The sequence below is a fragment of the Desulfosediminicola flagellatus genome (assembly GCF_005116655.2).
GTDB classification, from domain to species: Bacteria; Desulfobacterota; Desulfobulbia; order Desulfobulbales; family Desulfocapsaceae; genus Desulfopila; species Desulfopila flagellata.
In genome coordinates, this window is sequence record NZ_CP050698.1 from 5,596,575 (window position 1) to 5,620,069 (window position 23,495).

Sequence of the window (23,495 nt, forward strand, 5' to 3'; positions counted from 1 at the left end):
CATGCATTTTGACGACGGGCAGGTCCCGGAAAATTATCGCCATTATATCAGCACAAAAAAAACCTTCATCATGGCCCTGTGCTTCACGCTTACAGCGGCGCTGGTGCTTGCCATTTCACAGGGAGCAGCAAATCTCCCTATACATTCGGTTGCCAAAAGCCTGATGGGCATAGTGACCTCCCATCGAATTGATGCAATTGTCTGGAATATCAGGCTTCCGCAGGCATTGACGGCTATTATTGCCGGTGCCGGCCTAGCTGTAAGCGGAGCAGTAATGCAGTCGATTTTGCGTAACCCGCTTGGTTCACCTTTTACACTCGGCATTTCCCATGCCGCCGCCTTTGGTGCGGCAGTATCTGTGATGTTTTTCGGCGGTGGAGTAATGACATCAAGCAATGTCGGGGCAGTTTCCATCACTAATCCGTATATAACGACAAGTTTAGCTTTTCTATTCAGTCTGTTGGCATCCGGCCTGATCATCGGTGTTACCCGTGTACGCGGAGCAACACCTGAAGTGATGGTACTCTCAGGGGTTGCACTTGGTGCGTTTTTCACGGCAGGCACCATGTTTTTACAGTTTTTCGCAGACGATGTTCAACTTGCAGCCATGGTATTCTGGACCTTTGGTGATGCAGCGCGGGCATCGTGGAATGAGTTGGCGTTAATTGCCGGAGTATGTGGAATATGCACCATCTATTTTCTCGCCAACAGCTGGAACTATAACGCCATTGACGCTGGCGACGAGACAGCCAGGGGCCTTGGCGTCCGTGTAGGAAGGGTCAGACTTGTGGGGATGCTGCTCGCCTCCCTGCTCACCGCCGTCATCATCTCATTTCTCGGCATCATTGGCTTTGTCGGACTTGTCGTACCGCATATGATGCGTCGACTCATCGGCTCTGATCATAGGTATGTTTTACCAGCCTCACTTCTGGCCGGAGGGTTGCTGCTTCTTCTCTCCGATACAGTTGCCCGCCTGATCCTCGCGCCACATGTACTGCCGGTATCTGTTCTTACCGCCTTTCTTGGCGCACCTGCATTTTTCTGGCTTATTATTCGCGGAGGACGACGATGATTCTCGATATACAAAAACTCGCATTTGGCTATAATGGACATCTGATATTCGATAATATCGAACTCGAGGTTGGCAGTGGTGAGCTGCTGGCCATTCTCGGACCAAACGGTGTCGGCAAGACCACACTGCTCAAATGCATCAACGCAATACACCGACCTTCAGCAGGGTCTGTCCTGGTCGAGGACCGCGATGTCCTGAAAATGAGCGCCAACGAAATTGCTCTTGGTATCGGCTATGTCGCCCAGCGTATTGAGAGCTCGCGACTCACGGTCTTTGATGCTGTATTGATGGGCCGAAAACCCCATATTCGCTGGCGCGTTACAGATCGAGACATGGCAATTGTCGACTCCGCCCTCACCAGACTTGACCTATCAGAACTTTCGCTGCGATATATTGATGAGCTGAGTGGCGGCGAGCTGCAGAAGGTTGCAATCGGCCGGGCACTTGTGCAGGAGCCGCGCCTGCTGCTTCTTGATGAGCCGACCAGTTCACTGGATATGCGAAACCAGGTGCATATCCTCTCAGTTGTACGCCATATTATCGATAGCCATAACATATCGGCAGTTATGACCATGCATGACCTGAACAGCGCCCTCAGGTATGCCGACCGATACTGCTTTTTAAAAGACGGCATGGTCCATGCTGTCTGCGACCGTGACACCATCTCCGCCAAAGTTATTGAGGAGGTGTATGGACTACCCGTAATTATTCACTATATACAGGAACACCCGGTTATCGTCCCGGAAATGAATATTAACTGAAAGGAGCTGAACATGACCTGTACCTATTCACCTGAAGTTATAGATAAAACCATAACCTTTCATGGACACAGCTGCCCAGGTCTGGCCATTGGTATCAGAGCCGCCGAATATGTTAAACTGAACTTTTCTGATACCAATCCCGCAGATCTTGTATGTGTTACCGAAACTGATATGTGCGGTGTTGATGCGATCCAGTATCTCACCGGCTGCACATACGGTAAGGGCAATCTCATCCATCGTGACTTCGGCAAAAGTGCCTTCTCGTTTTATGATCGCAAGGCCGAACGTGGAGTGAGACTGCTCTTGCAACCCGACTCACGTGGCAGTGACCACGATGAATTAGCACTGCTGATGGGAAAAAATAGTTCGGGAGATATCACCGATCCTGAGAAAAAACGTCTGTCTGAACTCCGCGAATCAATACAGAAACGGCTGATGCATTTACCTCTCAAGGAGATATTTCAATCCCAGGAGTTGCAGTATTCTCCTCCTCGTCCTGCGCGGGTACTACAAAGCCTGATCTGTGAATCGTGCAAAGAGCAGACCATGGAATCACGAACCCGTCGGTTTGGTGGACAGACTTTATGTATACCCTGTTATGAACAGGTGGAGCAGAAAATCTGATAGCACATTGCACACCTGATACACAAGGAGCGGTCGAATGTATAGTGTTGAACCGCTCCTGATTTGCCTACTACCTCAACCGCATTCTCGGAATAAAAAAATGCTCTCACTGTCTAAGCAAATCTCCCTCCTCCTATATTTCAGTAAACAATCCCTAATATTTTCATACTATTAAATTGTAATTACGAAACTGCTCTATAGCTGTGTTTTGAACAATCTCAATTGACATATGGTTCCATTTACGTTTATCATTTAGCCACATAGCTAAATGAAATAAACACGTGTCATGTCATGTGTCAGATGTCGTAATAATGTGAAGCTTTTTCTCTTCCTTCAAGGCATGACTGATGGAGCATAGCAGAGCTATGTAACTGAAGAAGTAACGAAGTCAGGAAGTGAAAAGGGCGAGCAGAATTAGACGTCTGAGGCATGACAGGGCACCAGGTCATATGGAAAATACCGTCAATATAATGAAAGCATTATCCGATCGTAACCGACTTCGGATAATCTTTGCCCTGCAGGAAACAGAAGAACTCTGTGCCTGCCAGATAACTGAATTAATAGCCGTAAGCGGAGCAACCATATCCAGACATCTTGGAGTATTGCAGCGGGCCGGACTTGTGGACAGTCGAAAAGAGGGGAAATGGATCTTCTACGCCCTTCCGCCAAACGCTCTATACGAGCCCCTCATTGCATGGCTGCGATCGCAACTCCTCTCCTCTGAAGTTCTTACAAATGACAGAGAGGAATTACACAAAATCCTCTCATTTTCCCCTGAGGAAATATGTAGAAAACAACGTGGTGAAGACTGCTGTCCAACCCAGAACACATAACCTTTAACTAGTGCCCGACCGAAAACCGCCAATTTTTCCAATTTCTTCGTTGGTCTCAAATTTTAATCCTCAAAATACTTTGTGTATTCATCCGGTTAAAATTATCGCCCGCCTTGAACTTGAAAAAATTTGCAGGTTTTCGTTCAAGCACTAACTAAGCAAAGATGAATACAGACAAACTGAAAATACTCTTTCTCTGCACCGGCAATTCATGTCGCAGCCAGATGGCTGAAGGTTTTGCCCGCCACTTGAAATCAGATCAACTCGATGTCTGGTCCGCAGGGATCGAACGACATGGCATGAACCAAAATGCCATTCAGGTAATGAAAGAAAAAGGGATAGATATCACAACACACTCATCCAAACTACTTGATGAACTGGCAGATATCACTTTTGATTATGTTGTCACCGTTTGCGGTCATGCCCATGAAACCTGCCCTGTATTTAGCGGAGACTGCAAGATGGTTCATGTGGGCTTTGATGACCCGCCGAAAATGGCTCAGAAATTTGATGACATCGAACTGCAGCTTGATTGTTACAGAAAGGTCCGAGATGAAATTGAACAGTATATTCAAACGCTACCACAATCCCTTCCTGACTTTGAGGAGAACTAATCATGAGCATTCAGCCTAATCAGCCTCATCGCAACGAACGCAAAATGACTTCGCTCTTTGAGCGTTACCTCACACTCTGGGTCGGTGCCTGTATTATCGGCGGTATACTGCTTGGCAAAATCGCCCCAGATCTCGCACGCACCCTTGATTCTATGTCAATCAATGTCAATGGTGCACCGGTTGTCTCAATCCCCATTGCGATCTGCCTCTTTTTCATGATGTACCCGATCATGGTAAAGATCGATTTCACTTCGGTCATTAAGGCGGGCAAAAGTGGCAAACCAGTTCTTTTAACGCTTTTTCTCAACTGGGCTATTAAGCCCTTTACCATGTATGCGATCTGCGTATTTTTTCTGGGATATCTACTGAAAGGATTTATCGGAGAGACCTCAGTAGACCTTGTTAAAATCCCCTTCGGCCTCGATCTTGATGTTGGTGCCATTCACGGTGCCGGTACGGTAGTGATGCATGAAGGTCTAAAGATGCTGGAGATACCTCTATGGCGCAGCTATCTTGCAGGCTGCATCCTGCTCGGTATCGCGCCCTGCACTGCGATGGTGCTGGTATGGGGGTATCTCTCACGAGGTAATGACGGTCTGACGCTGGTTATGGTGGCAATCAACTCTCTCATGATGCTGCTGCTTTACGGAATACTGGGTGGATTTCTTCTAGGAGTGGGCAGACTTCCTGTTCCCTGGCAGGCACTTCTGCTTTCGATCTCTATCTATGTGGCACTGCCACTTGTTGCCGGATATGTGTCACGAGTCTGGTTAATTAAAAACAAGGGATTGGAATGGTTCAACGAAAAATTCCTGCATGTACTTACGCCAATCACCATTATCGCCCTGCTCACAACACTTGTGTTGCTTTTTAGTTTTAAAGGTGAAGTGATTTTGCAGAATCCGCTCACCATTCTCTGGATTGCAATCCCCTTATTCATCCAGACTGTGCTGATATTTGTCATTGGTTACGGACTCGCAAAAGTGCTTAAACTCTCTTATGAAGATGCAGCTCCTGCAGCCATGATAGGAGCATCCAACCATTTTGAAGTTGCCATCGCCACTGCTGTCATGCTCTTTGGCCTCTCCTCCGGCGCCGCATTGGCAACAGTTGTAGGCGTGCTGATAGAAGTACCCCTCATGCTTATGCTGGTGAAGATCTGCCTGAAAACACAACACCTGTTTGAAAAATAATTTTCGCCCTAAAATTACCCTTCTGCCCAATCTCATCGTTACTGCTTAAATTTTTATCCTCGTCATATCATCTATATGGCTGTGGTAAAAAATTTAAGCAGTGCCTCGATCTTGAGGAGAATGCTGAGTTTTAGGATTAAAACAAAGTAACTACTTACAGGGTAATCGACTTGTTTTTCTAAACCTCTGAATTTGTAACTGATTGCAGGGTGCCGAAGATTTTCGCAAGCAGGTTGGTGAAGCGTATATGTCATACGTAAACCAGACTGATCGCGGAAAGATTTGGTGCCCTGTGAGCACTTACCCTTTTCTACGTTCTGCTGAGCACCATATGCTCAACATGAGGGCCGACCTTTTTCCAGTCAACACAGGGCCTGCCAAACCCTTTCGGGTATATGAGCGGGCAACCAAAAGCCGCATCATCAATATATAATTCTCCATAAGCCTTTGGGCTCGATGTCCAAACGTCCTGATCGGGATTTCTATTAATACCGTACAACTCTATACCTTCTGATTGCAGATATCGCACAGCATCACTTAACAATTCGCGCCCCGGCTCATCCGAACGCATAGTGAAAAGAATCAGCCGGGCACCATAACGCTGCAACCTCTTCATCCATTTTATTGCTCCGGGCACCGGTTCCCCGATTTCCGGGTATTGATGATCAACAATCGTACCATCAAAATCTACACAAATATACATTTCTGCGCCTCCTGGCAGTCTAATCTAAAAACAATCCGCTACTAATCTATAAAGTAGAAACAATCTTTGCAAGACTCGAATCTACGTAACTTTCAGCCTCAAGCGCCATCTCCCCATCATCCACCACCCTTTTGATTGTCAGGCCTGGACGTAGCTTTCCAATCCCGAATGAATTAAAGGTGCACACACTGGATTCCACTCATCACTGACAACTGCAGGAAATCAGACAAAGAAAAATCACTCCCCACACACGACCTCTCTGTCATTTTGTCGGCGTTTGATGTACTTTAGAATCATATACGACCCAAAAAATAAAATTCTAATAAAATTTCGGACCATGGCGACTGGATCACCCAAAACATACCCACCAATGCGATTCAACAGGATGGAATTTGCCGGTTCTCTTGGAGATCTGGGAACACTCCTGCCAATTACAATCGGCATGATTGTGATAAACGGTCTCTCTGCAACGGGCACGTTCTATGTAATCGGCCTTTTTTACATTATTGCCGGATACTATTTTAGAGTTCCGGTCTCTGTACAACCCATGAAAGTGATCGGCGCCTATGCGATTGCAACCGGGATGACAGCCCAGCAGGTATGCAGTTCCACCCTGCTTGTCAGTCTGTTTTTAACACTGATAGGCCTTACCGGAGCCATTACCCGAATAGGTAGTCTCATCCCCAAGGAAGTTGTACGCGGCGTCCAACTCTCAACCGGTATTCTTCTGATGAGTCAGGGTGTACGCTTTATTCTTGGCACCTCTGCCTTTCAACAGACAGGCAACGTTGCCGAACCGTTTTTCAGGGTTCAGCAGATAGGCATGATTCCTCTGGGATTACTTCTCGGGATTGCAGGTTTTGCTGTAACTGCTCTTCTACTCAATTCCAAACGCTTACCGGCGGGAATCGCTGTTATTGCCATGGGACTAGTTGCCGGGCTACTGTTTGGAGATATGAGCGAACTCACAACGATCCGACCGGGATTGCATTTCCCTGAACTGCTGCCGTACGGCTTGCCACAAATCTCAGATCTGTCTGTAGCTCTGTTTGTCCTGGTTCTTCCGCAGATACCAATGACCATCGGCAATGCAGTTGTTGCCAGTGCAGATCTCTCAAAAGACTATTTTCATGATGCTGCAGAAAAGGTCACCTATAAGACAATGACGCTCAGTATGGCCATCGCCTCCGGTGCAAGTTTTCTGTTTGGAGGAATTCCGCTCTGCCATGGAGCCGGTGGACTCGCAGCGCATTACAGGTTTGGCGCAAGAACATCAGGATCCAACCTGATTATCGGCTGCATGTTTCTTGCTCTGGCACTCTTCTTTGGCCATGACGGCATCATCCTGCTTCACCTGCTGCCCATGTCTATTCTGGGGGTGTTGCTGATTTTTGCCGGTGCCCAGCTCGGCCTGTCAATACTCGATATGATGAACCGCAAACACATGTTTGTTGTGTTGCTCATGGTCACTGTCACCCTCACAGCCAACCTTGCCTGGGCTTTTTTGATCGGAATCGGTTGTGCCTATGCACTTCGCTCAGAAAAAACATCAATATGAAATTATGAGTAGTTACCTCATACCCGGTAAACCGGTGATTGTCGAACAGAAGGTTAAACGGAGTCTCTTTATCTGCTATATCGAACATTGCCCGACCCGCAAAGATGCAGACAGCTTCATCCATAGAATCGCAGAAAAACATGCAGACGCCAACCATAACTGCTGGGCCTGCGTAGCCGGGTCACCAAATGATCCAACCGGCTACGGCATGAATGATGACGGAGAACCCAGGGGCTGCGCCGGTAAACCGATGTTTAATGTTCTGCAACACTCAGGAGTCGGAGAAATCTGCGCCGTGGTCAGCCGCTATTTCGGCGGCATCAAACTCGGCACTGGAGGAATGGCCAGAGCATACAGTTCATCTGTTCAGCTCGCCATGGATGAACTTGAGACAATCACCAAAATTCACTATTGCCAACTGTCACTCACCCTCCCCTACAGTTTCCTTAAAACAGCTGAACACCTTGTTGCTGCAGAAAACGGCATCATCACCGACACAGAATATGGTGCTGATATCAGGCTCCATGTTGATATCCCGCAGGACACGGAACAGGACTTTATAGAAAGATTACGTGAAGCAGGACAAGGTGGTATTCAGGTAATAAAAGGATAAACGGAAAATACTTTTTATCCCTTAGCCAGGCTAATCTCTCAACGATGCTCCGTATTGTCTGCAAGCTTTTTAAAAAATGCTAAAAAAATACAATTAAACCCGAGCAAAATGACAAATATACCGGTCATTATACTATCAAACTCCGTGCCTGAAAGTAGCCCCTCACCACGCACGAGCTGCACTCCGGAGTAGATCATCGCGCTCCCCACACATGTCCGAAGCACCATCAGCATCATATTTACTACACTCTCCGCTGCTGACATAATCCACCTCCGGCTGTAAACTCATGAGTAACTCTCTAATGGATAGAAAATAATCATGAACATACTGCTCAACAACCTCAGCCCACGCCTCGCAGGATATCTGGAGTATGTCGGCAATAGTACACCTGAGATAGAATCAGCCGGTATCATGCTCTCTCAAACACAAGGCATAACCGTTATAACCACGTTTAACACCCTCCTGAAGTGACCTGAAAGGCACCATTTTGCCCTCAGGTATCAACTGGCGGAAGCTTGTCAGGCAGCAGCTATGTTAAAAACATACTATATGCCCGCACGCTTACACTGAGAGAAGCTTCAGGCCGCCTCAATGTTTCAACTATTTATGTTATATTCGGATAGAAAGATACTTGGAGTCCCATTTTTTCTTGGGGAGTGATACTCCAAAGTACATGTGGATACAATTCTTTGAAGAGCTATCTCATCGAACTGGTAAAGATTACAACAACGTTTTGCCAATTTTAAATGCCTGAGTGGCAAGTTCACCAGTTGTCGAGAATCATCTCGACAACTGGCGACGGCAAAATCTCTAAGCGTTAATTTACAAACAAATCGCCAGCTCATTGACCGGGATTTAATCATGAACATAGAGTTCATCCACCTCATCCCATGCCTCAGCATTGCCTCTGCGCAGCTGCACCAGCTGTTTGAAATAATAAACGAGTGTGGCAATATATTGCAGCTTCATGTCAAAGTAACTGCGAGGGTCTCCCGGCGAAAGTTCATACACTTCTTCATCTGACAGGGATATTATTTCCTCTATTTTAGCAAGGAGATCTATCTTCTTTATTCGCAGAAAATCAGCTACCGGCAATATCACCGTCGGAGCATAGTTCAGCCCTTCCAGTCGTTCAGCCGTTTCGGTCACGGTCTTTGCATCAGAGATATCTGTAACCCCTCTCAGATCATCCTGTAATTCAGCTACTTTAAACAAAAAATCAGTTGCTGTGACCATTTCGTACCCTCCATGAAAAATCTGCCATACATCCCGTAACAGGCGAACATATCGTGTTTATCCTGATCGCTGACTGCGCAGGCATAATACCCTTTGCCGGACTACTTGCGTTCCCGGTAAATTGACCATTTGCGGGTGGCGGGATCGTACTGGTAATAGAGTCGAAACTCATTAGAGCTACGTTGGATCAGCTCAATACACGACATTACGAACACAAAATTATTACCAGAGCGTCCCATAAATTTCGCCCTCGGCGATTGTAACGCAGGGCCATGTACACCCGGATAATGTTTTTTAAATAGTTCTTTGAAATTTTTCAGCAAATATTCTTGTCCTGCAGCTATTATCTCCTGATCTTCAACCCGGTCAACCTCTTTCAGTGCATCATTTTTCAAGCTCATCAGCACGGAATCCTCAGGGTACTCGCTGCGCTGAACTATTGATGCAATTGCCCGGTAATGTTCCGCTGCCCTGGCGTACTCCTTATCTCTTTCAAGTCGTGTCGCTTCACTTTCATGAAAATTAGCCAGGGAAAGAACCCGCAATATCTCAATTTTCTCAAGAGCAGTGGCATCATTCTCAGGAAGAGAATCCGCCTCGTTCTTGAGAATACTTACAACCTTACCATACAATTCTCCGGCTTTTTCCCACTCCTCAAACTCATAACTGTTATTGGCCAGTTCAAGGTAAAAGTCATTCCTGGCTTTTGCGGAGCTTCTTTTCACTTCGGCTAATGCTTTTTTAAGACCGTATTCTTCAGCCAACCGTTCTGCATCACCAAAATATCGAATAGCATCGAGGAGATTACCTTTTTCAACGAACTCTGTCGCAAGCGTATTGAGTTTGCCTATTTGTTGCAGAGCATCGGCCTCAGCTATTGTTACAAAAACGCCTTCGTAATCAACCTTTCCCTGCAAGCCCTGCTGAATTCTGGGAGAATCCAAAAAATCCTGCAGCTGCGTCAACCGTTCATCACGTGTTGAACGCATTACCAGCACCCCGCCAAGCGAATCTATAGCTGTCTCACCAATTTCCTTCGCCTGCTCAAATTTGAGGTTTTCAACCAGCGACTCCGCTTCGGTAAGTTTATCAGCTGCCTTTTTGGTCAACTGATAATCCCTCAACACCAGTCCGCCTCCGACAACCATCGCTACCACAATACATATACCGGCAACCAGTTTCAGGTTGAGTCCTTCGCCAGGTTCAGAGACACGCGCAACCGCGTTCGGATCTTTAACATAGTCTATATTCCCTAGCGGCAGGTTATCAGCATGCTTCGAATACCACTCTGCTGCATTCTGATTAAATGCGCCCTCCTCACTGTACTCAGCACCCCGAATCATATGGCCGATATATACCACAAGGTCTGGCAGAGAAGGTGTCTCCTGCCAATACGTTGCGATACGTACGGCATTTTCATCCACGTCAGGATGACAGATTCTGGTGATCGGCTTTACAATCGGCGGAAAATGTGGATAACCAAATGGCAGGTTTATCTCAACCTTATGGCGATTCGCCACCTGCACACTACCATCCGGGCCATATCCATAGCCGTCTACTTTATACTCAATGACATACGTTTCCGGCGGATCCTTCTCAGTGGATGTTATATGTATAGCCGGATAGTGTGTTAGTATTTCCTGGAGAGCCTTATATTCCTCGGCATATGCCTCATTACCTTGATCCATATTTTTCCCGTAAAGACACCATTCATTATTACATCAGGTAGTTATTCCCTCAGTGAGTCACCAAGTGATGCACCTCCACATCTATTAGACTATCGTAACCGCGGGTACGACTCAAGCTGAGCCACAAAAAAGTTAGGTAAATGTGTGAGTTTTTTTATTCAGACAATTTTTTTTACTCTACACAATGGATTCCGGAATAGTGGAAAACACTTCCGAATATCCGGAAAAACATACTATACGACTCAGTAGTAATCGCGTAATAACATGATGTTACACCACATAACCAACATCTATTTCTGATATTTAAGCATGATATTTGCAGCTATTTCTTTAACAACAGCATCCGGTTTGCCCGGAAATACAAGCTTACTCCCCACCGGCCTCGTATTTCTCATAGGTTGAGGTTGTCGTGTAGACGAAAAGAGAAATAATAAGGTATAATACATTATGGTTGCAGCTTCAGATACGTTGCAAACACACCTGCACTGACTGAAGATGTATGAGAAATTCGGACCACTGCAAAACGAGGTGAACCTCATGACAGATCTAAAAGAACTGCAGGAATTTCAAAAAATGTGGACATGGTTAAGTTCCCACCCAGCGCATGATCAAGCCTACTATATGACACATGTGGTCAAACTCAGTACCCCATGGATGGGCTCCTGCCCTCTCTGTCATACAGCCAAGGGACCATGTAGAAATTGCGAGATTCTCTGGAAATCGGATAAAGGTGGGCTTTGCGACGACGAAGAGTCCCCGCTTGTTAAGTGGCGCACAACCAGCATCGAGGATCCCGACAATCGGACCTGGTATGCAAACAGAGTTGCGGTGCTTGGTATGAGGGCGATTCAGTCGTACCCACAATAGTGAACATACTGTTGCATAGGGCCTAACGTGTTCCCGCCTGAAAACTAACGTGGGTTTTTCAGCAAATACTCCAGCGCAGTCTGGCGGTTACTGGTATCCTGCTGGCGAATGGCCATTGCCATTGCCCTGCGTGTACCAACAAAAACCGCCAGCTCGCGTGCCCGGGTCAGGCCGGTATAAATCAGGTTGCGGTAGAGCATCTTGAAATGCTGGGTTAATACCGGCAAAATAACAGCTTTGAACTCACTGCCCTGAGATTTATGGATAGTAATAGCATAGGCCAGATCAAGTTCGAGTATATCGTCTCTCTGATAAAGTACTTCTCTGCCATCCGGAAAGAAAGCTACCACACACGTCAGCATTGATGTGTCAATTTCTCGTATAACCCCAATATCACCGTTAAATACTGCAAGATCGTAGTTGTTACGCCGATGAATAACCCGGTCCCCAACCCGGAAAATCCGCTCACCAACCTGTATTTGCGGTTTATCATCACGGGGAGGATTAGCTGCCTGCTGGATCACCGTGTTAAGGTTTGCCGTACCAAGTGAGCCGCGGGTCATAGGTGATAGAATCTGAATTTCACTCTCTCTGCCATAATATTTGGGAATCCACTCAAGATAAAGCTTCACCACCGTATCCACGGCCGTCAGACCATAATGCAGGGTTGACCAGGGATGCACCTTTTTGAGTACCGCTTTCAATTCAGCAATGGCGCCATCAGTCTTTGCCAGTCGCTCCAGATCAACATGTTTAAACTTATCCGGAACGATGAATTCTTTTTCATAGGGTGAAGCAATCGCCTCACTGGTACGGAAATCGAATGGTGTATCTCCTGTAGAGAGACCTTCAAGCTGAGGTACTTTCAGGTTAAAGGTGCGCTTGACCCTCGTCACAAAATCCATCTGTTCTATAGTCGGTTCATCTGAATCGAGAAAAAGACAATCGGTTTTATCCTGCCAGATTTCAGGGCGTTTAAAAGGTGAGTCGATTTGCGGTGTCTCACCTTTGTTTATCTGGTGGGCAAATCCGATTATCTTTGACTCGCGCGCCTGTCGAAAGACCTGGGTCAGGCGAAAACACGGGACAGCACCCGAAGCGATGATGTCATGCAGCACATTACCCGCGCCCACAGAAGGTAGCTGATCAGCATCCCCGATAAACAGTACCTGACAATTATCCGGAACCGCTTTAACAAGTGAAGCAGTAAGCGATATATCGAGCATTGAGCACTCATCAACAATGAGAAAGTCGGCTTGCAGCGGCTGGTTTTCGTTACGGACAAACGCCCCGCCCTGCCACTCAAGCAGCCTGTGTAATGTTTTCGCCTCACGCCCGATAACCTCACCCATTCTCTGGGCTGCCCGACCCGTCGGAGCTGCCAACAGCACTTTATGCCCCATTGCCTCAAGCAGCCGCACTATGACCTGGGTAGTTGTAGTCTTTCCGCATCCCGGTCCGCCTGTCAGCACAGAAAAACGATGCTGCACCACCCTGCTCGCAGCCCCAGCCTGTTCTTCACTCAGTTGAATATCGTTTTGACCGCAATAATTCTTCAACCAATGGTCAATCTTTGCGCCGTCAACTGTAACAGGCACCCGAAAGCTGTTCAGCCTCCTGGCAACCGTTTCTTCATCGTAATAGAGCGTTTTCGAGTAGTAACATGTCTGAGAAAGGTCATCTTTACCCGGCAATGAACGAACCCTGAGATGATTCTGCTCTTCCATCAATTTCAGGATCGCATCCAGTCGCACACCCAGTTCTAACTCAAGCAAGCTCTCAACACTGTCCAGAATCTGCCCGGAGGTCAAATAGCAGTGTCCCTGCTCCCGACTTGCAGCCAGCACATGCCTCACAGCCGCAATAATCCGTTGATCACTGTCGGGTGCAAGCCCGATACTGAGCGCAACCTTATCGGCAGAGAAGAAGCCGATGCCGTAAAAATCATTTGCCAGCCGATACGGGTCACTGCTCACCATCTCTATGGCGTTTTCTCCGTATTGTTTAAAAATACGAACAGCAAAGAGTGTTGAAATCCCATGCCCCTGGAGAAAAATCATCACATCACGGATCATCCTGTGCTCCCGCCATGCAAGCTCAATCATATCCAGTTTTTTCCTGGCAATACCGGGCACCTCAGTTAATCGTCCCATCTCCTCTTCAAAGACCCGCAGAGTATCTTCTCTGAAATGCTGGACAATCTTTTGTGCAGTCTTGGGTCCCACGCCTTTAATGAGGCCTGAACCGAGGTATTTTTCAAGCGCAGCCGCAGAAGCTGGTTTTTTTTCGATGGATTCTGTGGCCTTGAACTGGCGGCCATACTGGGGATGAACGGACCAGGAGCCATGAAACTCCATGGTTGCCCCAGCAAAGACCTTGGTCTGGTGTACGGTTACCGTAACCTGCTCGCCGAGGTTATTGTACGATTGTACCCGCAGAACAGACCAGCCCGTCACTTCATTGTGATAGGTTACGCGCTGAACGATTCCCTGTAATTTTTCTGAAATAAATACCATGCGGGCAAGAAAACCATATCAGTTCCGTTTCGTGAAGAAGATTGTGACACCATGCTCCGTTCTTTCGAAAAATTCGTTCATCAGTCCTTCCCAGTTAGTCCTCAGTCCTCAGTCCTATTCCCTAAGTCCTCAGTCCTTAGCCCTCAGTCCTATCCCCTAAGTCCTTAGCCCTATTCCCTAAGTCCTCAGTCCTATCCCCTAAGTCCTCCGAATTATACAATTTCCGAATAACCTCTTCTCCATATTTAGCCTCAAGACGCAATACCATAAAGTGGCCGCGGGCCATTGTCTGAAAATGATCAATAAAGAGCGTATTAATCACAGCCCCACCTGCAGCGCCAAGCAGCGGAATCGACTGTGCTGCGATTTTTTCTGTAACCTGCACACCAAACCGTGAGGTTATCTGAGTAATCAAGCGGACAAGTGCAGGCGCTGAACTTTCAGCCAAGCCTTTTGAAGCAATATGTTTTGCGGCATCATTTACGGCCTTCGCGAGGGCTGTACGTACAGCAAAATACCCTGTCTCGGCACTATCATCATTCTTCCCCGGGCCACCAAAGGCAAACACCTCAAGACAACTCATCTTGATAGCGGCAGAGTTGAGATCATGTCCCTCGCTTCGTGCGATATCTGCAATAGAGCGTAACATTACAGTGGTGGATAACGGCAACTCAATGGAAATTGCGGGCAAGCCCCAGAAACCGCCAGCCGCTCCGATACCTGCAACCATCATCTTGTGAATACGATTGGCCGAATCCCGCTGCTGCCGGGTGTTCATGGTGAGAATCGCAGAAGTAACAGACGCCTCAAGCGCCTTACGGGTGCCCTTTTCCACCATCGCATGCCAACCCTTAGGCAGCAGGTCAATGCCCTTTTCAATCGGTGTCCCCAGAGCGCTGGTAATCTTTACAGCAAGCCCTGGATTTTCAAGTAGAGATTTTGCATATATCAGATCGTCAAGATCGTTTTCGGAGATATCCATGTCATACCCTCTCAAATTACTTTAGGTGTGAGGCGTGAAGTGTCAGGAATGAGGCGTGGCGCAGATTTTCACCACAAGCATATAGCTGAGATTCTAAGGATAATAATCTGGGTCGCAACCCTGATATTGGGCAGAAGGGTGGTTTTCTGATGGAAACTAACGACAACTGATCTGCCAGAGACATCATCATGCTACATGGGCTATAACAGATAACTCTCCAGCAAGATCAGTATCGTTCTGCAGCCCCTTTATACTGCCCGTCACCTGCACGAATAATATCATCAAGGCTTGTTGGTGCAGCAATATCGGGAAGGCTAAAACCATCACGTCCAACACTGTAGAGATCATAATCTGTGTTGATATTTACTCCCCCTTTTGTTCGGGAGACAATTGTAAGATCAGGCTGATAGACGTACGCATTGCCCCATGGATCTTCAAAACCACCATGATCTATGGCGGCCAGGTTGGGAGGATAGACCCCATTATAATCAATTGTGTAGCCGTAAATTAATTTTTCCATGGTATTCATATCGGATACAGCAGTTATAACCTCAGCTTTATAGACATATCTCTGGTAGGCAAACATAGCGATTATCGCCAAAATCCCCAGGATGACAACAACCATAAGCAGCTCAAGCATAGTGAATCCCGAGCCGTTCAGCCACCCCCTGAGCCGTCTTCGTCTTTGCCCGCCTGACGCTTTATCTGTGTGAAAACGAGCAAATCCGTCATATGTATATTTACACATAGCTAAACTGTTCCGTGCGTGTAGTCATTAAATGCAGCCGAGGAGTCTGTATTGTTTGAATCGTACGTTGATACATCTATAACCAGGCCACGTCCTATTTATAGTCTCGTGAAAATCAATGAAAAATCAACGTATAATTGTACTTTTATTTTTTTTGATAGTAAAATTGCCATGTGTTGAAAGACCAGCAAACCATATTGTGTTTACGGTTAGTCGAGAGTTTTGATTTCTGAACTCAGCAGCTGGTTCAACGCAGAGAAAAAGTTTTCTCCCCAAGTATAAAATAGTTTTCCAGCCAATAACGTCCTACTTAAAAGGTGGCTCACATGGCATCGAAGATGTTCAGGAAGCAACTGATTGTAGATAATATCCAGTACAAGTTTATGGCGATTATTCTCATATACGTGCTGGTTACTATTATAATATCCGGCCTAATGATGTTTTTGCCTTCCATTATTGAGCTTAGCTCTGGTGAGGCCACAGCACGACAACAACGAGCCGCCCAGGAAATTCTGCTGATGCATAAGCGGTTCTGGCCCGCGCTCATCGTGGTACTATTTTTTATTTCCGCTCACTCAATGCTCATTTTCCATCGCATTTTCGGACCGCTTTATCGGTTCCGCGGAATTTTCAAAATGGTTAAGAACGGTGATCTCTCTGTCGTGGCAAAGATTCGCAAAAATGACTTCCTGCACACTGAGGAGATCGCGATCCGTGAGATGATCACCTCACTCAAAATCAACGTGGCAGCTGCAAAAAGCAATCATAACAGCATCCACATTTCTCTCGGCGAATTAGAACAGGAGTTGCAGGATATGGATCTGACAACCGAAGAGATACGCGAGAAGCTGGTAGCCATCCAACAAAAGAGTAGTCAGCTGGAAAAAGACCTTAACTACTTTCAGACATGATCAATAATGAGATCAGGGAGACTTTTCGAATTCTTCCCTGAACTTCTCTTTAACTTTGCTAATCGACTTTTCAGGCACTATCAGGCAAACTTCCTGCAATTGGCTCTTCTGCCATGTTTGAACTGCTTTAATAAACAGTTCAACACACTCAGCCGCCCCCAGCCCTCCGTGGACATTCCCCAGTAAAAAGATTCCCAGCTTTGAAATACTGTTTTTCTTAATCTGCAGCGCGATATTTTCATACACCTGCTGCACCCACACAGGCCTGCATAGCGGATCGCTATCAAGATCAATAGTTACAGCGTACCAGTTTTTGCCGTTTACAATCATTGAACCCGGTTCGTGTACTTTGGCTCTGTAGATTTCTGTCATCATTCTAACAGGGTGAGTCTCTATATAATTACACCTGCCATCGACGGTAAGAATAAGATGAGTGTCTTCTTCCAGAACAACCGCATCGAGATCATCGGCAATGGCACTAGGCTCAGTGAGGGTGCAGATGATATTGCCTATTCGATATAACTGAGACTTGCCACCACGCACCAGTCTCAACGCTGATTTTGCCATGAAATTCTCACTTATCTTCAACAGTCTTATCTATATTCATGTTTATGAGCTTCAATTTCTGCACAGATTTAATCTCATGCGAAGCAAGCGAGACAAGTAGGCCGCTATCAGTTTCATAGGTTATTTCCCCATCACCTGTCTTGAGATTTTTTGTATAAATCTGACTACCGCTATACAGTTCGATAAGAAAAATATGGGATTGCTCTTCAACCTGGTCGTTTTTTTGCAGAGGTGTTTGCTTTTGCTCAAGAATACTTTTGGCCGCGTTCGTTCCCTGCACACGTTCCTGACGCTTTTTGGCAAGCAGTTCTCGTTTTGCCTTTTCGATATCAGCAGCACTATACGAACTATGCTTTGAAGATGTCTCACTATCTCCAGCCTGCTTAGTCACTTTTGAAGGCTGCACCTTTGCTCTGTCTTCAACGCGCTCAAATGGCAGATATCCCTGTATCGCAACCAGTACTGCACGATACTGACCTTCCGGCACCATATCTTTAGGAATAAAGGCCACACCGACTATTACGGCCAACAACACCAAACTCATACCAAGTGCAAATATTAGAGATTTCATCACCTCAACACCTCACGCAACGAATCGATATCATGCGACATTAGAAGAGACCTCCACAACAGGCACTTCCCAGAAATCTCCCCTGCACTTCTCTCTAAAGTTCGTGTCAGCAATCTCATCTCTATATCGTTTCACTATGGCAACAACCCGTATCTCGCTAATCGTGTTCATCCTCTTTGCCCAGATATTCCTGGCCACTTTTGATAATCGAGCAACTGAAACACCGTCGTTATTTACCAGTTCAAGATAGTCATTTCTGCTTTCCAGCGAAAGCGGGTCACCTGCCTGCAAGAGCGCCAGCGCTTTTCTTGCTGGATGATTCAGTGATCGTACACCTGCAAAATCAAGAAAGACATCTTCCATTCCCAGCAGGGTATATTCTTTTCGTGCGTGGTTGTGCTGCACTCCGGGTGAAACATCCCGTTTTAAACAGTAGTCACCGCCAAGCACCTCACAATGAGGATTTACGATAGAATGTACAGAAAAAAGCTGTAATGTCTCACGTGCACGCGACATCCCCACATAATAGAGCCTGCGCTCTTCTTCCATGTCCTTGCCTTTTGCTGGTTGCCAACTCTCCCCCAACATAAAGACATGATCGAATTCCAACCCCTTCACAGAATGAACGGTAGAGAGAAAGACACCTTTTCCGAGATTTTTCGAGCGCCCCTGATCAGAGAGTGCCTCATAAAAATAGTCTTCAATCAGCGGTACAGGCTGCTCGGTATCGTGGGTTTCCTCAATCCACTCCCGTGTAAGCTGCCGCATATTCTCAAGCCAGAGCCCGTCTCCTTTCAGGCGCGTTGCAATAAACCCGAGAATCTCGCTGCCCGACATTGAGACTGTTCTATTTTCTTTCAAGTAATCAAGCAATACCCGGTGCTCGCGGATGCGTGTAAGTCGCGGAAAGCTGCCACCACGACCCCAGTGCAGATTAATAGGCATACCGCTCGCCTCAAAGATCGAACGCAGCAAATCAAGATCTTTCCATTCCCGTCCCAATACAGCACAGTTATTGAGATCAAAATTGCCCTCAAGAGATTGCAGCCGGGCAATTTCTTCAAGAATCGCATATCCCTGCTCAATAATGCCTGCGACCTGTATTACCTGTACTTTTCCACGGGCCAGCTGATCATTGATCTGCCAGTTACCGCCAACCGGTAACATATATCGGGCCTGGTTAACCCGTATGGGCTGCTCAGTTTTCATCCTGTCGCGGTTATGCTTAATCAGGTCATTGCACGCCGAGATTATATTGGCTGTAGATCGATAGTTCTCAACGAGATATCTTTTATCAGCTTGATAGTCCTCATGAAACTTACGGATAAACGAGACATTTGCTCCGCGAAAGCGATAGATATTCTGGTCATCATCTCCAACTGCCAGAATGGTCATTTTTTGATCAAATTCCTGCTGGCCCTTGCCGGCAAGCAGAGAAACCAGTTCATACTGCTCATCATCAATATCCTGATATTCATCGACCAGAATATGGCTGAACCTGCCAACCAGCTCACCGCGTGCAGAATCACCGCTCAAGCCAAGCGCATCGCTCTCGCCTTTAAGCAGATCGACTGCTTCCTGTATCACTTTGGTGAAATCTATATCAGTATCACGATTAGCTCTCGCGGTAACAAGTGATCTGCCGGTAAGGCGAAGAGCGAGCCCATGAAAGGTGAGTGTTGTCACCCTGCTCATCTCGGTGCCGATCAGTTCACGCAACCGCCTGCGCAGACTCATCACCGCACTGCGGTTAAAACAGAGCACCAGCACAGCATCAGGCTGCACTCGTTCAACCCGCAACAGGTAGGCAACACGATGGGTAACCACCCGTGTTTTTCCGGCGCCCGGTCCCGCAAGGATAAGCATATTCTGCTCTGTGGGAGCAGAAACGATTGCAGATTGGGGTGTATTCTTCAGGTCATCAACGATCCGCTGATATGACTGCTCACTGGTCGCCCGCTCCAGCATCTTTTTCCTGCCCGGAAAATAGCGCTGAACAAAATCATCCTTTTCATCGTTAAAGTAGGATGCAACCAACCGCATGGCTGTGCTGATTTTTTCGAGCGCCTGATGAGCATATTCATTCATCACATGTATCTGAAAATTGCGCTCGGTGTAGTGGGTCTTTAAAGGGGAGAAATCTGCGGCGGTATATCGCCTCTTTTTCTCTTCAGGATGAAGATGCAGTGTCATCGCCTGGTTGAAAATAGCAAGCCCCTGCTGAAGTTCTATCACGCCCTGCTCGTGCATAAAGGTCAGCGCGCGCTCTGCTGCTGCCAGCGGTTTTTTGAGTCGTGGGAGTAACAACAGATCTTTTTTCAAACCTTCAACAATCTGCTCTAATGAAAACTCAACGAGGAGGCTGCCATTTGCTTTCTCTGCCGGGTTGACCGTTTTTAGTATCACCTGCAAGGCAATGCATGCGGCCTGCTGACGGATCTTCACAGTCTCAAGCAGATTATCCCAGCCGCGGTGCAGATAGACGGTAAATCGATTGCCGCCAGTGGCCCTCAGGCTCAGACTTCCTGATTGCCCCGCAAGACCTTTACCATCGCGGCTCAAACCATGGAGAATAAGTTTCAGCACATGCGGGTTACTGTATTCATACTCCCTGTCTACCAGCTGCTGATTTACCTGTCGCAGGTCAAGCTCCAGGGGTGTTTCTATATCTGCGTCGGGTGCCAGCTCCTGAAGAATGCTCAAAAACTCCCGTTCAAGCGCACTGAGTCGTTTAAGATGAATAGTCGCGTTGTTGCCCACCTTATAACGCAGATAAGCCGAAAGATGTGTTTCTTTTGAAATCAGCCCCTGCTCAGACATATCGTGCAGAGTTCGAAGTACACGCTGATTCTCCGTTTCATATTTGCCATCGCCCTCTGCTGTTGCAAACGGAGACAAACTTGCCAGCTCGTCTGCACTAAACCCGGTATTCCTGCCGTGCTCCATCAAGGCAGCCAGGATTGCCAGCCACCTTTCCCTCTGCCTTTTAGACAAATCCAGCCCGCTGATCTTTTCCGCAGCATCATCAAAATCACGGACGAGAGGTTTACCCTGAAACACTCTGGTGTTGTTTTCGTTTCGCTCTAAAAAGCCAGCCCTTTCAAGCCAGGCAACGGCTGTACGGACCCTGGTATCGACATCATTCAACGCGTCCGGGTCTATATCCACCTCGTCACGTCGCAGCAGTTCGCCCGCAGTCAGAACAACATCCTCACCTCCGCGAGCAGCAGAGCGGATGCCGCGAAGCATCTGGGCAATCTCACGCTGAGTAAGTCTCGACATACTGCCGAGGCGAAACTGTCCTTCAATATCCTGCTCATCAAAGACAAGAATGCATTCGGCCTCCTTGCGATCACGACCAGCCCTTCCTGCCTCCTGCAGGTAGTTTTCGAGTGATCCGGGAATATCCGCATGGATAACCAGACGGACATCATCCTTGTCGATCCCCATGCCAAAAGCGTTGGTCGCACAGATAACCGGGATCTGCCCATCAATAAACTGATCCTGAATCCGCTTTTTCAGCGAACTCTCCAGCCCTGCATGAAAAGCTTCGGCAGTGTAACCCGAGCTTTGCAGAAATTCGGCCAGATTTTCGGTGTTTTTCTTTGTCGCACAATAGATAACCACACTGCCGTCACCCATATACCTGGCTTTAAGAAGGTCGTGTATTACCTGATACTTTTCGTACTTATCAACAGCGTAGACATCGTACTTTAAATTCGTACGTTCATGCCCGCCCTCAAACTGGTTGACCCGCAGGCCCAACTCGCTCTGGATGGTATCGATTATCTCAGACTTTACATCTTTTTTGGCTGTGGCGGTAAAACACTGAACCGGCGGGATCTGCGCCTTTGCCCTGGCAGCAAACTCTCGTATGAACCTGATCGCATAAAAATAATCGGGCCGAAAATCATGTCCCCACTTTGATAGACAATGAGCCTCATCAAATACCCAGGCACCTATCTCACGCTGACTGATAGTCTGCACAAACGAACGATTACGCAGCTGCTCCGGCGAAACATACAGCACCCCGACATCACCAAGACGGATAGACTCAAGCACCTCGCCACGCTCAGGCATGGTGAGCATTCCATAGAGCGCCGTGGCAATTTTGGTTCCGGTCTGTTTTGAGAAATTATCAACCTGATCTTTCATCAGCGCCTGCAACGGCGAGATCACAATAGTCAACAGATTGCGTCGCTGGTAACGCATCAGACCAGGCAGCAGATAGCAGAGCGATTTGCCACCACCTGTCGGCAGGGTAGCAAAAAGCGTACTGTTTCCGGCACCGGCTTTTACCACCTCCTGCTGCAGGCTCCCGCCATCTTCTGTTGCCGGTTGCGCGCGAAAATCATCAAAACCGAAAAAGTTTTTCAGAAAAAAATGTGGATCATGGTGAGTAGTGCAATAGCCGCAGCTACTCTCGTTACAATTCTTTTCACGCAGTCTATGCAGAATAAGCGATATCTGCGGAAAACGATGACGAACCCACGGCGGCAGCACAGAGTTACCGCCAGCAACGGATAACCAGGCTGCTACGTAGGCGAGCATAACCGGGTCAAAAGTCGTGTTATAGAGCTGATCGACCAGATCATGGGCCGTGCGTCTGCAACCGTGCTTACTTGCAAACCAGCCAAATGCTTCATGCAGGTCATCACCTTCAAGCAGTGGAATGCCCATTGCTGCAAGTGCATCAGCGGTGCCGGCAAGATCTTTTTCATTGTGGAAAAAACTGCGGTAAAAAACCGGATTTTCAGAACCTCCGGCAAGCTGGCCAACCAAGGCATCCCACTGTTCGCCAAAGACTTTCCCGGCAAGCACAGCGTCCTGTACAGGGTCGTTGACGCTGTCCCGAACCAGCTGATAATCTTTTACTAACCGGTGATAGGGGTTTTCCGGATATGCCAGAGGGGAGAGGTAGAGCGTATCAATGAGTGGTTTTTGCAGGATCTTCAGGTCTGGTGCAACTTCACGAATCCGAGGGATATCATGGGAGATGATATTATGGCCAAGGATAAAATCTGCATCCCGGCCAAACTCATCCAGCTTTTTCAGCGTATTCAGATCAATTTTACTACCCGGTTTTGTTGAAAACGTCGTATCACCGAAAACAGCTCCGATAGAATACATGACGTTTTTCTCATTGATCTCAATGTCCAGCAACAGACAACGCTGCAAAAATTGCTCTTTTTCTGCGACCATCTCCTACCTTGTATCAGTTCGGGGGAAATACTGACAATCGTATTGTCTCAAGGCAATACACTATTAACAATACGAAATAATATCAATTTATTACTCTACTGAACCTGGCAATTCCCGGTCATCCTGCTAAATACTCCGCTCAGCACTTGCGCCAGAAACCAAACACACTCCATTAACTTGAAATGGTAATTACAAAAGGCATACAATGACATTACGTAAATAATCCCGAAGACCAA

Annotated in this window: 21 protein-coding genes; 11 read left to right on the forward strand and 10 right to left on the reverse strand. The window is 47.2% G+C overall.

The genetic code is table 11. The features are described from left to right. Position 1 precedes the first annotated feature (1 nt). From FCL46_RS23160 to arsB, 6 genes are all read left to right on the forward strand, one after another. Positions 2-1,072, forward strand: a complete 1,071-nt coding sequence (locus FCL46_RS23160) for a FecCD family ABC transporter permease (protein ID WP_136809522.1) — start codon at positions 2-4, stop codon at positions 1,070-1,072. Further along, entirely contained in the window at positions 1,069-1,833 is a 765-nt protein-coding gene (locus FCL46_RS23165) for an ABC transporter ATP-binding protein (protein ID WP_136809524.1), read from the forward strand. Before FCL46_RS23160 ends, FCL46_RS23165 begins: the two co-directional genes overlap by 4 nt. Positions 1,834-1,845: 12 nt before the next feature. After that, complete coding sequence (locus FCL46_RS23170; RefSeq protein ID WP_136809526.1) at positions 1,846-2,457, forward strand: FmdE family protein; 612 nt, start codon at positions 1,846-1,848, stop codon at positions 2,455-2,457. Positions 2,458-2,927: 470 nt separating this feature from the next. Next, a complete protein-coding gene (locus tag FCL46_RS23175) occupies positions 2,928-3,290 on the forward strand; it encodes an ArsR/SmtB family transcription factor (RefSeq protein ID WP_217909501.1) in 363 nt (120 codons plus the stop codon). 164 nt (positions 3,291-3,454) lie between these two features. Then, complete coding sequence (locus FCL46_RS23180) at positions 3,455-3,904, forward strand: arsenate reductase ArsC (RefSeq protein ID WP_136809530.1); 450 nt, start codon at positions 3,455-3,457, stop codon at positions 3,902-3,904. 2 nt (positions 3,905-3,906) lie between these two features. After that, positions 3,907-5,097, forward strand: a complete 1,191-nt coding sequence (gene arsB, locus FCL46_RS23185; RefSeq protein ID WP_136809531.1) for an ACR3 family arsenite efflux transporter — start codon at positions 3,907-3,909, stop codon at positions 5,095-5,097. 310 nt (positions 5,098-5,407) lie between these two features. On the opposite strand, the gene FCL46_RS23190 is transcribed toward arsB, so the two are convergent. Continuing rightward, on the reverse strand, positions 5,408-5,800 hold the full coding sequence (locus tag FCL46_RS23190; RefSeq protein WP_136809533.1) for an HAD family hydrolase: 393 nt from the start codon (positions 5,798-5,800) through the stop codon (positions 5,408-5,410). 370 nt (positions 5,801-6,170) lie between these two features. Here FCL46_RS23190 and FCL46_RS23195 point away from each other — a divergent pair, with 370 nt between their 5' ends. Then, positions 6,171-7,358: a putative sulfate/molybdate transporter gene (locus FCL46_RS23195; RefSeq protein WP_136809535.1), complete on the forward strand. Its 1,188-nt coding sequence runs from the start codon at positions 6,171-6,173 to the stop codon at positions 7,356-7,358. 4 nt (positions 7,359-7,362) lie between these two features. Continuing rightward, complete coding sequence (locus FCL46_RS23200; RefSeq protein ID WP_167506008.1) at positions 7,363-7,971, forward strand: YigZ family protein; 609 nt, start codon at positions 7,363-7,365, stop codon at positions 7,969-7,971. Between the two features lie 38 nt (positions 7,972-8,009). On the opposite strand, the gene FCL46_RS23205 is transcribed toward FCL46_RS23200, so the two are convergent. Further along, positions 8,010-8,234, reverse strand: coding sequence for a hypothetical protein (locus FCL46_RS23205; RefSeq protein WP_136809539.1), 225 nt, complete (start codon positions 8,232-8,234; stop codon positions 8,010-8,012). A gap of 55 nt (positions 8,235-8,289) precedes the next feature. Here FCL46_RS23205 and FCL46_RS23210 point away from each other — a divergent pair, with 55 nt between their 5' ends. Next, positions 8,290-8,442 (forward strand): hypothetical protein, encoded by a 153-nt coding sequence (locus tag FCL46_RS23210; protein ID WP_153307139.1) that lies wholly within the window; start codon positions 8,290-8,292, stop codon positions 8,440-8,442. Between the two features lie 384 nt (positions 8,443-8,826). Here FCL46_RS23210 and FCL46_RS23215 read toward each other — a convergent pair whose 3' ends face one another. After that, positions 8,827-9,207, reverse strand: coding sequence for a hypothetical protein (locus tag FCL46_RS23215; protein ID WP_136809541.1), 381 nt, complete (start codon positions 9,205-9,207; stop codon positions 8,827-8,829). Between the two features lie 101 nt (positions 9,208-9,308). Further along, positions 9,309-10,895 (reverse strand): ubiquitin-conjugating enzyme E2, encoded by a 1,587-nt coding sequence (locus FCL46_RS23220; protein ID WP_136809543.1) that lies wholly within the window; start codon positions 10,893-10,895, stop codon positions 9,309-9,311. 537 nt (positions 10,896-11,432) lie between these two features. Between FCL46_RS23220 and FCL46_RS23225 the strand changes: the two genes are divergently transcribed. Further along, positions 11,433-11,762 (forward strand): hypothetical protein, encoded by a 330-nt coding sequence (locus FCL46_RS23225; RefSeq protein ID WP_136809545.1) that lies wholly within the window; start codon positions 11,433-11,435, stop codon positions 11,760-11,762. 44 nt (positions 11,763-11,806) lie between these two features. Here FCL46_RS23225 and recD2 read toward each other — a convergent pair whose 3' ends face one another. The 3 genes from recD2 to FCL46_RS23240 form a co-directional block, all read right to left on the reverse strand. Then, positions 11,807-14,278, reverse strand: coding sequence for an SF1B family DNA helicase RecD2 (gene recD2 / locus FCL46_RS23230; protein ID WP_136809547.1), 2,472 nt, complete (start codon positions 14,276-14,278; stop codon positions 11,807-11,809). A gap of 136 nt (positions 14,279-14,414) precedes the next feature. Continuing rightward, entirely contained in the window at positions 14,415-15,260 is an 846-nt protein-coding gene (locus FCL46_RS23235; protein WP_136809549.1) for an EcsC family protein, read from the reverse strand. Positions 15,261-15,486: 226 nt separating this feature from the next. Beyond that, positions 15,487-16,008, reverse strand: coding sequence for a prepilin-type N-terminal cleavage/methylation domain-containing protein (locus tag FCL46_RS23240; protein WP_136809551.1), 522 nt, complete (start codon positions 16,006-16,008; stop codon positions 15,487-15,489). Between the two features lie 326 nt (positions 16,009-16,334). Between FCL46_RS23240 and FCL46_RS23245 the strand changes: the two genes are divergently transcribed. Then, positions 16,335-16,919, forward strand: coding sequence for a methyl-accepting chemotaxis protein (locus tag FCL46_RS23245; protein WP_136809553.1), 585 nt, complete (start codon positions 16,335-16,337; stop codon positions 16,917-16,919). A gap of 12 nt (positions 16,920-16,931) precedes the next feature. Here the strand turns inward: FCL46_RS23245 and FCL46_RS23250 are convergent, their stop codons facing one another. The 3 genes from FCL46_RS23250 to FCL46_RS23260 are packed head-to-tail and all read right to left on the reverse strand — an operon-like array spanning position 16,932 to position 23,259. Then, complete coding sequence (locus tag FCL46_RS23250; protein ID WP_136809555.1) at positions 16,932-17,486, reverse strand: hypothetical protein; 555 nt, start codon at positions 17,484-17,486, stop codon at positions 16,932-16,934. 7 nt (positions 17,487-17,493) lie between these two features. Next, a complete protein-coding gene (locus FCL46_RS23255) occupies positions 17,494-18,057 on the reverse strand; it encodes a hypothetical protein (RefSeq protein ID WP_136809557.1) in 564 nt (187 codons plus the stop codon). 30 nt (positions 18,058-18,087) lie between these two features. After that, positions 18,088-23,259, reverse strand: coding sequence for a RecQ family ATP-dependent DNA helicase (locus FCL46_RS23260; RefSeq protein WP_136809559.1), 5,172 nt, complete (start codon positions 23,257-23,259; stop codon positions 18,088-18,090). Positions 23,260-23,495 lie beyond the last annotated feature (236 nt).